Origin of the sequence: Paenibacillus helianthi (genome assembly GCF_001909055.1) — a bacterium.
GTDB classification, from domain to species: Bacteria; Bacillota; Bacilli; order Paenibacillales; family Paenibacillaceae; genus Paenibacillus_AQ; species Paenibacillus_AQ helianthi.
Map to the genome: position 1 here is coordinate 1 of NZ_LVWI01000069.1, position 12,321 is coordinate 12,321.

Annotated in this window: 7 protein-coding genes; 3 read left to right on the forward strand and 4 right to left on the reverse strand. The window is 49.5% G+C overall.

All coding sequences use genetic code 11. From position 1 onward, the window contains the following. Together A3844_RS24450 and A3844_RS24455 are read right to left on the reverse strand one after the other, a co-directional pair. Positions 1 to 1,934 (reverse strand): Ig-like domain-containing protein (locus A3844_RS24450; RefSeq protein ID WP_244169845.1); only part of this gene is annotated, 1,934 nt, incomplete at its 3' end. Between the two features lie 101 nt (positions 1,935 to 2,035). Further along, entirely contained in the window at positions 2,036 to 2,215 is a 180-nt protein-coding gene (locus A3844_RS24455; RefSeq protein WP_074085056.1) for a hypothetical protein, read from the reverse strand. Positions 2,216 to 2,362: 147 nt separating this feature from the next. On the opposite strand from A3844_RS24455, the gene A3844_RS24460 reads away from it, so the two are divergent. Next, complete coding sequence (locus A3844_RS24460; RefSeq protein WP_074108738.1) at positions 2,363 to 6,775, forward strand: helix-turn-helix transcriptional regulator; 4,413 nt, start codon at positions 2,363 to 2,365, stop codon at positions 6,773 to 6,775. 143 nt (positions 6,776 to 6,918) lie between these two features. On the opposite strand, the gene A3844_RS24465 is transcribed toward A3844_RS24460, so the two are convergent. Further along, entirely contained in the window at positions 6,919 to 9,297 is a 2,379-nt protein-coding gene (locus A3844_RS24465; protein WP_074108739.1) for an ABC transporter ATP-binding protein/permease, read from the reverse strand. A gap of 196 nt (positions 9,298 to 9,493) precedes the next feature. On the opposite strand from A3844_RS24465, the gene A3844_RS24470 reads away from it, so the two are divergent. Further along, on the forward strand, positions 9,494 to 10,168 hold the full coding sequence (locus tag A3844_RS24470; RefSeq protein WP_074085059.1) for a response regulator transcription factor: 675 nt from the start codon (positions 9,494 to 9,496) through the stop codon (positions 10,166 to 10,168). Then, positions 10,165 to 11,208 (forward strand): HAMP domain-containing sensor histidine kinase, encoded by a 1,044-nt coding sequence (locus tag A3844_RS24475; protein ID WP_074085060.1) that lies wholly within the window; start codon positions 10,165 to 10,167, stop codon positions 11,206 to 11,208. Before A3844_RS24470 ends, A3844_RS24475 begins: the two co-directional genes overlap by 4 nt. Before the next feature lie 100 nt (positions 11,209 to 11,308). Here A3844_RS24475 and A3844_RS24480 read toward each other — a convergent pair whose 3' ends face one another. After that, positions 11,309 to 12,274 (reverse strand): glycoside hydrolase family 43 protein, encoded by a 966-nt coding sequence (locus A3844_RS24480; protein ID WP_074108740.1) that lies wholly within the window; start codon positions 12,272 to 12,274, stop codon positions 11,309 to 11,311. Positions 12,275 to 12,321: the final 47 nt, after the last annotated feature.

Below are 12,321 nucleotides of genomic sequence, written 5' to 3' on the forward strand. Positions count from 1 at the left end.
GCCGTAAGCGTCGCCGTATAAGTTCCGTTATGGTTGTCGGCGACGGTGCTCACCGATCCCGAGGTCGACGTAATTACCACCGTCGCCCCTCCGGTCGTCAACGCATTACCCTGTGCATCCTTCAGCTTCACCGTCACGGCCGTCTGACTCGTGCCGTCCGCCGTCAGCGAGCTATCGCCCACGGCTATGGTGCTGTTCGCACTGGACGGTGCTCCGGGTACGAACTGTATCGTTGCCGTTCCGCCCAGCGCAGTTCCACCAACAGTGGCACTGACCGTTGCGGTCCCCACCACTACCGGTGCCGTCAGCATCGCCGTGTAAGTCCCGTTATGGTTGTCCGTTACGGCGCTCACCGTACCCGAGGTCGACGTAATTACCACCGTCTCCCCTCCGGCCGACAACCCATTGCCCTGTGCATCCTTCAGCTTCACCGTCACTACTGTCTGACTCGTGCCGTCCGCCGTCAGCGAGCTATTCCCCACGGCTATGGTGCTGTTCGCACTGGACGACGCTCCGGGCACGAACTGTACCGTTGCCGTTCCGCCCAGCGCAGTTCCACCAACAGTAGCACTGACCGTTGCAGTCCCCACCACTGCCGGTGCCGTCAGCATCGCCGTGTAAGTCCCGTTATGGTTGTCCGTAACACTGCTCACCGTACCTGAGGTCGACGTAATTACCACCGTCGCCCCTCCTGCCGTCAGTCCATTACCCTGTGCATCCTTCAGCTTCACCATCACTGCCGTCTGACTCGTGCCGTCCGCCATCAGCGAGCTATTCCCCACGGCTATGGTGCTGTTCGCACTGGATGGTGCTCCGGGCACGAACTGTACCGTTGCTGTTCCCGGCAACGCACTGCCGCCGACACTGGCACTTACTGTTGCAGTCCCAACCGTTACCGGTGCCGTCAGCATCGCCGTATAAGTCCCGTTATGGTTGTCCGTGACGGCGCTCACATTACCCGAAGTCGATGTAATTGCTACCATCGCCCCTCCGGTCGTCAGCGCATTACCCTGCGCATCCTTCAGCTTCACTGTCACTGTCGTCTGACTTGTTCCGTCCGCCGTCAGCGAGCTATTCCCCACGGCTATGGTGCTGTTCGCACTGGATGGTGCTCCGGGTACGAACTGTACCGTTGCCGTTCCGCCCAGCGCAGTTCCACCAACAGTAGCACTGACCGTTGCGGTCCCCACCGCTACCGGTGCCGTCAGCATCGCCGTATAAGTTCCGTTATGGTTGTCCGTGACGGCGCTCACCGATCCCGAGGTCGACGTAATTACCACAGTCGCCCCTCCGGTCGTCAGCCCATTGCCCTGTGCATCCTTCAGCTTCACCGTCACTGCCGTCTGACTCATGCCGTCCGCTACAATACTTGATTCAGCAGTGGAGATCTCACTTAATGCGGGGGATGTCGAATCATCCGCAATCATGTACGTTCTAAAAGAGAAGTCATAATTGTTAGCCGAAGAGTATCCTCTTGAATACGGGTTGCCGGTGCTGCCATACCATCCGAAGCCAGCCGAGCCTCCGAATTCCGTGGAAGCAACCATTCGATACATCGTACCCTTCTGCAAATAAGGTGATGCTCCTGAGAAATTAACCGACGTCCAGCCTGCGCTGAAGGAAGCCAGTTGCGCTTCAGCGAGCAATGTCGAAAGATCGCCATCCTTATAAATTTTCACCTTCAGGGCTCCTGGAGCAACGGTATCGAAAATATTCAGTTCAATCCTGCTGAGACTCCCGGTAATCTCCGGAGTAAAAGTCTGAAATCTTGGATAATCATAACTGACCCATACGTTCCCGGTTTTGTTTTCCTGTTTTTGATCGAGCACCTCCGGATCAGCAGCAGACACCTCCCCATGAGACAACGATCCTATAGCAAGCATGAATATCAGAGTCATGGCGATCCAGCGTTTGTATCGTCTTATCCCTTTCATAAAAATATCCTCTCTTTCTTGTATTTCCGATGACTCGAAAAACAATTATGTATTTGTGAATTTCACCTACGGAATCTGAAGGAGCTTACCGATATAATGAATTAACTGACGAAAAAAGTACCTCCTCCAACAATCAGTGCCGCAATAAAAAAAATACCAAAATACCATTTTGTAAATTTAAAACTGATCCCGGATCCGTCCCACCAAATCTTCGCAAAGATCACAATTCCAAGAAGAACAATACTAACAAACGCAATCAGTGCATTCTCCATTTTAATCACCTAGACCTCTCCTGCTTCTAAATTCAGCCCATTCAACATACTCCCAGATTAGAGTCATTCCTTAAAATTTTCTATACCTAAAAAGGCATATCTTCTATTACAATAGATTGTATTCGCTACTACGCCCAAGATTAGAGGTGTCCAAAAATGAAAGTAAATCAGCAATCTGACATTGTTATCAGAAACTCAACACTCAGGGAATGGATGAACGGACAGACCCGCATGAACCGGGAGGCGTTTCTCACCCTTGCCAGGTCCATCGTAGCTTGTGTTCTGCAGCTTCATCAGTTGCAGATCCTCCATCTCGATTTGCGGCCGGAGCGGATCGGTATTCGTTCTAATGGACAAGAAGCCTATTTAATAGATTCAGGTTATGCCCTCCATCGTTCAGACCATGGTTATTTGCGTCCAGCGGGTTATGGTAAATCAGATGCAGGCCTCGCCTATTGTTCACCTGAGAATACAGGACGAATGCTGCGGACAGTGGATGAGCGAAGTGATCTGTACTCTATAGGCATTATTTTCTACGAATTATTGGCCGGACATCTGCCTTTTCTTGCCGACAATCCGCTGGAATGGGTGTATATGCACCTGGCCCAAGCCCCCCCTCCGCTGACCCAGGAACAGACCTATTTACTTGAAGGCTTGGAAGCTGTAGTCATGAGATTGCTCGACAAAAATCCGGATAACCGCTATCAAAACGCCGGTTTTTTATTGGCAGACCTGGACAAAGTCGGACGTTCCCACGACACCTTTTTTATGGAACCGGGGTTTCACGGCAGAGAATATGAGATCTCCATGCTGACCCAGGCTTTTTATTCTGCTTGCTTCGGATCAACCGAAATGGTGTACGTGTCCGGTGAAGCCGGAATCGGCAAAACAAGCCTTATGGACGAGGTTTTCCGCAAACAGCAGCATGCCCGTAATTTTTTTTATGTCACCGGAAAGTTTGAGCAAATCTCTAAAGAAAGCCCTTATCATCCGATTATTCAAGCCTTTCGCGGGTTGATGCGGCATTTGCTGGGTGAACGCAAGGAACAGTCCGAGCTGTGGAGACAAAAGCTGCAGGAAGCACTCGGGGCAAGCGCCAACGTGATCACTGCCATTATTCCTGAAGCCGAGCTGATACTTGGCACCCTGCCCTCTGTGGAAGAGCTTCCGGCTAATGAATCGAAGAAACGGTTTATCTATGTTTTCCGCAAATTTGTTCAAGCGCTGGCTTCTAAAGAACATCCCCTCGTCCTGTTTATCGATGATTTGCAATGGGCGGATTCTTCGTCGCTGCAGTTAATTCACGCACTGTTGTGCGATCCGGAATGCCAATATTTGATGTTTGTCTGCGCTTATCGCCATAACGATATAGAACTTAGCAGTCTGCCAGGCTACGAACATGGCGGGAGCGTTACCGATCAGGCAGCTATCCGGCATATTCATCTGTCCCCGCTGAGCCTTGAACAAATGAACGATATTACGATAGAAACCTTGAATACCCAAGCGGATACTGCGCTATCCTTTACAGAACTGCTATATCATAAATCGAACGGCAACCCCTTTCACTTCAAGCAAATATTGCTGCGCCTGCAAGATGACAGCATTCTGGTGTATAACCATGAGAACCGGTGCTGGCAATGGGATTTGGGATCGGTCATTGGGCAGGAACCCAGCTATGCGATCAATGACTTGATGGAACACAGGCTGCGGCGTCTTCCCGTCACTGCGCAGGAGCTGCTTCAAATTTCGGCTTGTGTGGGAAGCACCTTCCATCCGGATCTGATAGCTTGCGTCGCGAATCGGGAGATCGGAGATGTCATGTCCAAATGGCCCCAGATTGAAGCCGAAGGGATGATAGTGGCAGATGAAGCGGGTACCTTCCGTTTTGCCCATGATAATATACATAAGCTCATTTATAGTCAGATTGATGATGATACGAAACAAGCGATCCATAGCTCAATAGGCAGAGCTTTGAACAGGGAGGCTTCGGGGTACGAAGAGAACTTGTTTGATGTGGTCAACCATCTGAATAGAGGTTCTGGCAGAATGACCGGAGAAGCCGAGATCCTTCAGCTCATACAATTAAATCTGGATGCGGGAAACCGTGCCAAGGCTACTTCCGCCTATGACGTTGCGCTGGGTTATTTCAGAAAAGGGGTTGAACTACTGCCAGCGGAAGCTTGGAGCAACACCTTCGAGCTCTGTTTCGAGCTGCATGCTGAACAAGCAGAATGTGAATATTTATGCGGTAATGCTGTGGAGTCTGACCGCATAATTGACTTCTTGCTTCTCCGTGCGCGCAATGCAGCTGAGCGGAGCAGAGTGCAAATGATCCGGATTATGCAATACATCAATCAGGGTAAATATCTGGAAGGCACTGCGCTCGGTCTAGAAAGTCTGCGGGAGCATCATGTTAACATTTCGCCCAATCCGGGCAAATTCGAACTGTTCTTTGAAGCGCTGCGGATCGATGTGCTGCTGCATAACCGGTATGATCGGCTCGCGCATTTGGAAGAAATGTCCGACAAAGACCGGATTGCTGTGATGCATCTCATTCTGGCGATTACTCCCTCCACCTTCTTCACGAACAAAGAGGTCTTTTTTCTGCTCATGTGCAGAGCCATTCAGCTATCTATTAAGTATGGAAACACTCCTGTTTCCGCAGCTGTCTATTCTGCTTACAGCATGCTTTTGGGGTATGCACGGGGGAAATTTGATAAGGGCTATGCCATTGGCAAGGTCGGAATTGAGCTTTCCGAGCGTTACAATATTACTTCAGTTAAAAGCAAATCTTATACCATGTTCGGCGGTGTACTCTGTCAATTTGCCGGAAATGCCCGTGAAGGAGATGCTTACTTGGCAAAAGCGCTTCGTTTCGGGATGGAATCCGGGGATTACGTGTTTGCCAGCTATGCCATGGGTGCGCACATTAATTCACTCTACACAAGAGCACCGTTAAGTGAATTCTCCAGAACGATAACTGAATATATGGTATTTCTGGATACAACCAACGACGAGTTTGTGAAGCAGAACTTTTATCTGTATCAGCAATTTATTCTTGCACTACAGGGAAGAACCCTTTCTCCGGATTCATTCAGCAGCACAGGCTTTGAAGAAGAAGAGTTCCTGGGCCGGATTCATATGGAGGAGACCTCGGCTACCACCTTATTTCAGTACAGCACCTACAAGACTCAACTCAGCTATTTGCTGGGTAATTATGAGGAAGCTATCCGCTGGGCCAGTCAAGCAAAGCCCTATGAAGCCTATGCCACACATCTTCCGCATTTGCCGGAATGCCTGATGTATGAATCGCTTGCCCTATTGGCGGATTCTGTACAGCCTGGGAAACGGGCACATTTGAAGAAACGATTCAATAGCAATCTCCTCCGCTTCAAAAAATGGGCCGCATGGAGTCCGGCCAATTACCGGTCCAGGCATTACCTTCTGCAGGCTGAACATGCGCGTGCCTCTGGTAAGGGCATTCTGGCTGAGGAACTGTATGATAAAACCATCCGTGAAGCAAGAGAACAAGGCGATGTTCAGGTGATAAGCCTTGCCGGCGAACTCGCAGCGAGATACTACCATAATATGGATAAAGGGAAAACAGCCCTCTTCTATTTGCAATTAGCGCTTGAGGCGTATACACAATGGGGAGTGCAAATAAAAATAAAGCAATTAGAGGATCTGCTACTCTGCTGGCAACGCGGGGAACATGCTGATGAATCGTTTGAGATCATCCCTATTCCGGCGGACCGGAGTGATGTAGAGTTATCTGGAGAGGCTGCCGGTGCTCATCATGAGACCCATGCCCTGGACGGCTTGGATCTTGCAGCGATTCTCAAAACCACTCAAATGATAACGAATCAGATGGACAGTGATACGGTGCTTGCGGAAATCATGAATACTATTATGAAATATGCGGGTGCCAGCAAGGGTGCTTTGCTGATGGACAATAAGGATGGACTGAATATTCAGGCGTATGCCGATTCAGAAGCGCAGACTTCCCTCTCTCCTTCTGAGCTGAATGACAGCCTTCTATTGCCGGAGGGCATCATCCGGTATGTCTTCCGTACACAAGAGCATGTCCATTATGTCGGTGGTGAAGAGAGCTGGCTGATCCATAACCCGTATATTGCGAAGCATCGGCCCGGGTCCGCACTCTGCATACCGGTAACCGTTCACGGGAATATGCTGGGTGTCCTCTACCTGGAAAACAAGCTGGCAAGCGGTGTGTTCGCGTATGATCGTCTGACTGTTCTTCAGGCCATGGCATCTAATGGAATTTTATTCTGCATGCTGCAAAATACGGCCGGACAGTCCAATAAAGACCCGGAAGCAGAAGAAGCCTCGTTGTCCGCTATAATGGAGGAACCTCTTACGGAACGTGAGCTTGAGGTGCTCTCCTTATTGGCGGCAGGACTGTCAAACAAAGAGATAGCCGATCAACTGGTCATCGCAATTGGGACGGTAAAAGTGCATGTTAAAAATATTTTCGCCAAACTAAAGGTCAACCGGCGCACCAAAGCCATTATCCAGGCGAAGGAGCTCAATCTGCTTACCCGTCCATGATTTCTTCTCCGATATCCTCCTTACCAGCTCATGTATAGATGTCATAATGATACAGGAAAAGCCGATCCAACGAAGGATCGGCTCTTTTTCTGTATGGGAAATGCGGCTCTTCCGGCCAATCTTATAACCGAACTGCTAAGCCGTTACTCACTGCGCAGCGCTGCAACCGGATCTTTCTTCGCGGCCATCTTGGCCGGAATGAAGCCGCCGATCATCGTAAGCCCTACACTGATCACACCCAGAATTAATGCATGCAACGGGTTGAGCTGGGCTACGTTTGACAGATCAGTCAGATTATAGAGTACTGCATTAACCGGAATGGTCAGCAGGTAGGTAATGCCAATCCCCAGAATCCCGGAGCAAGCCCCGATTATAAACGTTTCGGCATTGAATACCCGTGTAATATCTTTCTTGCGGGCGCCCAGTGCTCGTAGGACTCCTATCTCCTTCGTCCGCTCCATTACAGAAATATATGTGATAATCCCGATCATAATTAATGACACTACCAGGGAAATCGCGGCAAAAGCAATCAGCACCATGGTAATCCCGTCCATAATACCGCCGGAGATGTTGGTAACCATTGCCGCCAAATCGGTATATTTCACCTGATCCTTGGATTCACGGCCTTCATTCCATTTATCCAGATAAGCAGTGACCGATTCCTTGGCATTGAAATCAATCGGGTACAAAGATACCGAGCTAGGGATATCTGTTGCCCCTAGGGACGCAAGCACATCCTCTTTAGTCAAGGAAGCATTCCCTCTCGCTGCACCTCCACCAGGACCCATCATCAGCCGGTTTGTACCTGCTGCTCCGGCTGAACCACTACCCGCGACACCATCTGACAATGCTTGACCGGTCAGCACATTGACGTCTGCCTTTTCCTGTGCCAATACGATCTCGGATTTCTGTGCATCTGCTATAAATGAAGCGGCAAGCTCATCCGAATAGGCAATGCCTGGAGACATTGTAGATACGCTGGAGCCTTCCTTGCCGCGCAGCACCCCAACGATGTTCAGAGTCACTGCTTTAGGGCTGTTATAGAGCTCTGTTAAATTCGACGTTGTTCCGTTTACGACAAACTGCTCACCGTTTTTGCGGTAATAGTCATTGTTCATCACAAGCTTCAGCTGAGTTCCAATGAGCTCTCCCAGATTGATGCTGTCCACTTTATAATCGAGCCCCAGGGCATCTACCGCAGCATCGGTCAGGCGGTTGTACTCGTCCACAATGAGTACGACATCCGTCTTCCCGGAAGGGTATTTCCCCTCCAGCACATCATAATATTGCTCCAGATAGCTCCCCGTCTTACTTCCCTGTTTGCTGGGATATGCAGTTAAGCTAATATTGTTTTTATCCAGCGTAGTCGCCTTTTGTCCGTCCGATACCAGTATATTCATATTCACGGTGCGGGTATAGGAAATTCCATCAATCAGCTTAGGATCGATTTTCTTAAGATAATCTATATATTCCTTGGTCAGCACATTGGTATGCTGTGTGGAATTTTTGCTGGGGTCATAGGGATACAGCTTTTTCTCTGCAGGGTACGAGGGAAGTTCTGATGCTCCGTTTCTTGGCGGCCCCAGCTCTACATTCATTGCCGTCTGATTGATCGAGATCGGGAAGTTGGAGAGCGCCCCGGTTTCATAGGAGCTGATCTGCTTATCGAATCCATTCGACAAGGACAGAATCAAGGCGATACCAATGATCCCGATACTTGAGGCAAAAGCCGTCAGGCCCGTCCGCCATTTCTTGGTTGCGATATTTTTCCCGGATAATTTCAAGGCGGTGAAAAAACCCATACTGGTCTCTTTCAGCTTGTAGGAGCTTGAGATCTTTTGATTGGCCAGCGGATTGCTGTCCGATACCGCATGGCCGTCCGAGAAGCGGATCACGCGGTCTGCATAGCTCTCGGCCAACTCCGGATTATGGGTAACCATGATGACCAGCTTATCTTCCGCAATGGTCTTAATCAGCTCCATGATTTGCTCACTGGTTTCTGTATCCAGAGCACCTGTCGGCTCATCCGCGAGAATAATGTCCGGATTGTTGGCCAGGGCACGGGCAATTGCGACCCGCTGCATTTGTCCGCCCGACAGCTGGTTTGGTTTTTTATGGACATGCTCCTTGAGTCCAACCTTCTCCAGCACTTCAAGCGCCTTACGGTGCTTCTCAGCAGAGGCTACCCCGCTGAGCGTCATGCCCATTTCCACATTATCCGTAATACTCAGATGCGAAATCAGATTATAGCTTTGGAAAATAAAGCCCACACTGTTATTGCGGTACGCATCCCAATCTCCGTCTTTGAAGTGTTCCGTGGATTGGCCGTTAATAATCAGCTCTCCGCTGTCATATTGATCCAGTCCGCCGACGATATTCAGCAGTGTTGTCTTCCCCGACCCGCTCTGGCCCAGAATCGCAACGAATTCACTTTCCCTGAAATTCAGATTCACCTTATCCAGTGCAACCTGTGTGAATTCCCCGGTCTTATAGCTCTTGGTGATGTTTTTTAATTGCAGCATCGTATTCTTCTCCCTTTCCGTTCCCGTGTGATCATTGATCGTTACTCTCTCTCTCTTCTTGTCTTGCTGGCCCCAGTATAAGCGCCTAATGTAAACTAAACCTAAACTTCACCAGTTGAGATTCACTTGATCTTGATGAGTTATACTTAAGCCATCTATATACTTAAACCAATGAAGCATTCCAGGAGGAAACCCCATGTTTAATATTCTTGTGGTTGAGGATGACAGCAAATTGCGGCAGCTCTTCTGTACAGTCCTGACCAAAAATGGATACAACGCCATCCCGGCAGTGAACGGCGAGGATGCACTCACGTTACTGGATAAGGAATATATCGATTTGATCATCTGCGATATTATGATGCCGCTTATGGATGGATACGAGCTGACGCGGACACTCCGGGACAATAACAACAATCTTCCGGTTCTCATGGTGACGGCACGGGAGAACTTCGCTGACAAACAGCAGGGATTTCTCGTTGGAATCGACGATTATATGGTCAAGCCCATCAATGTAAATGAAATGATTCTGCGGGTTGGCGCATTGCTTCGACGGGCCAGAATTATCAGCGAACGCCGGATCGAATGGGGAGGAACTGTGCTCAATTATGATGCATTAACCGTCATTCAGGGCCAGGAGAGCACCCTTCTTCCGCAGAAAGAATTTTATTTACTCTATAAATTAATCTCCTATCCGAACAAAATCTTTACCAAACAGCAGCTGATGGATGAAATTTGGGGCATGGATACAGAATCCGACGAGCATACAGTGGTGGTTCATATTAACCGCTTGCGCGAGCGTTTCAGGGAAAGCTCTGACTTTGAAATTGTCACCGTAAGAGGATTGGGCTATAAGGCGGTGAAGCTGGGATGAGGCGCAAAAAAAGAGGAGGCCTTTGGTGGCATTTTGTGTCGCTCGTATTTGTGATTATTTTGTCCTTCCTTTTACTCATGGCGATCTTGGCCTATCTATACATTCGCCTTGGCAATGAGACTATACAGCACAGAAATCCTTTTCCGCCTATTCTGACCATCGTTTTGTTCAGTCTCGTCATCGGGACAACCATCACTGTGACCGTGGGCCGAAAAATATTATCTCCTATTGCGGATCTGATCAAGGCAGCCAAGGAGGTCTCCACAGGCAACTTCGATATTCATTTGAATGAATCGCACCGGGTGGGTGAGATCAGCGACGTCGCCCACCACTTCAATCTTATGGTTCAGGAGCTGCGCAGCATCGAGACCCTCCGCAATGATTTTGTTGTCAATGTGTCTCACGAATTCAAGACGCCCATTGCCGCTATCGAGGGGTACGCCACACTCTTGCAGGAAGATAATCTCAGCAAAGAAGAGCATGATGAATACACCGGCATGATTATAGACAGCGCCCGGCAATTGTCCACCCTGTCCGGCAATATTCTCAAGATCTCCAAGCTTGAAAACCAGGAACTGCTCACAGAACAAACGGAATACCGCCTGGATGAGCAGCTCCGTCAGGCTCTGTTATTGCTGGAGTCGGCCTGGGCTCCCAAGCAGCTGAACCTCAACATTGATCTAGACGAGCTGCAATATTACGGGAATGAAGAGCTGATCATGCAGGTATGGCTGAATCTACTTGGCAATGCGATCAAATTCACGCCGGAAGGGGGGGAAATCTCCGTCTCTCTCCGGCCCGGAGACCCTTGGATTTCGGTGGTCATATCTGATACAGGAATAGGAATGACTCCTCAGGTCCGCAAGCATATTTTTGAAAAATTCTACCAAGGCGACCCTGCCCGTTCCTCCGAAGGCAACGGACTGGGCCTGCCTCTGGTCAGCCGCATCATCAGCTTAAGCGGAGGCACCATTGTGGTAAATAGCGAGCCGGGACAGGGTTCAACCTTTACGATTATGCTGCCTGCAGGTAGTGAATGAAGGAAACCATTATAGAAACGCAAATAAGGATGCCTTAAAGCGTTAGCTTCAAGACATCCTTATCTCTGTAGAACAGAGGCAGTTGAGGCGGGGCATGCGATTAGAGAAGGACCGGCCGGATTCTGCCGTCTTCTTCATAATGAAGCTCCGTAAATTTGACACAGCGTTTGTGGTCCACGCCGCCGGACAAGGATGCGTCATGGTAGAACAAATACCATTTTCCGTTAAATTCCACGATGGAATGGTGGGTCGTCCAGCCCACGACGGGTTCCAGAATGGTTCCTTGAAACACAAAAGGTCCACAAGGCTTGTCGCTAACGGCATAGACGATTTTATGGGTCGTGCCTGTGGAATATGACAGATAATATTTCCCCTTATACTTATGCATCCATGGGCCTTCGAAATATCTCCTGTTTTCATCACCCGCAAGGATGACGTTCCCTTCTTCATCGGTAATCGTAATTTCCCTCGGAGCCGATTCGAAGGACAGCAAGTCTTCACTCAGCTCCGCTACCCGTGGGCCGTAAGCCGGTTCCCCTGCTTCTTTCTCAGCTGCATCCGTCTGGTACACACCGGTTTGCCACTTTTCTAATTGTCCGCCCCATAAGCCGCCAAAATACATATAAGCTCTTTCGTCCTCGTCAACAAACACGGCGGGATCGATACTGAAGCTCCCTTCGATATAGCTTGCCTGAGCCTGAAAAGGACCAGCCGGCGAGACTGCCGTTGCTACGCCAATGCGAAAAATGCCATCCTTGTCCCGGGCCGGGAAAAACAAGTAATAGGTCCCTTTCCGGTACGCGGCGTCGGGTGCCCACATTTGTTTGGAAGCCCAGGGGACATCCCGGAGATGAAGCGCCTCTCCATGATCCACACACGGGGACGCCGGACTTTCCAACGATAATATATGATAATCTTCCATCGCATACTGGTCGCCATTATCGTTCGTAGGACCACCGTGGTCGATATCATGGGATGGGTAAATATACAGCTTGCCCTCAAATACATGAGCGGAAGGATCGGCTGTATAGAGATGGGTAACTAGCGGTTCATTTTGTGCTGCCATAGCAGAATTCTCCCCCTCATTGAAATGTTTACGTCCGTCATTGAAAC

Excerpts from the sequence above, each read along its gene's own strand:
- A3844_RS24460 (WP_074108738.1), top strand. The coding sequence starts at position 2,363 with ATGAAAGTAAATCAGCAATCTGACATTGTTATCAGAAACTCAACACTC.
- A3844_RS24465 (WP_074108739.1), bottom strand. The coding sequence starts at position 9,297 with ATGCTGCAATTAAAAAACATCACCAAGAGCTATAAGACCGGGGAATTC.
- A3844_RS24470 (WP_074085059.1), top strand. The coding sequence starts at position 9,494 with ATGTTTAATATTCTTGTGGTTGAGGATGACAGCAAATTGCGGCAGCTC.
- A3844_RS24475 (WP_074085060.1), top strand. The coding sequence starts at position 10,165 with ATGAGGCGCAAAAAAAGAGGAGGCCTTTGGTGGCATTTTGTGTCGCTC.
- A3844_RS24480 (WP_074108740.1), bottom strand. The coding sequence starts at position 12,274 with ATGGCAGCACAAAATGAACCGCTAGTTACCCATCTCTATACAGCCGAT.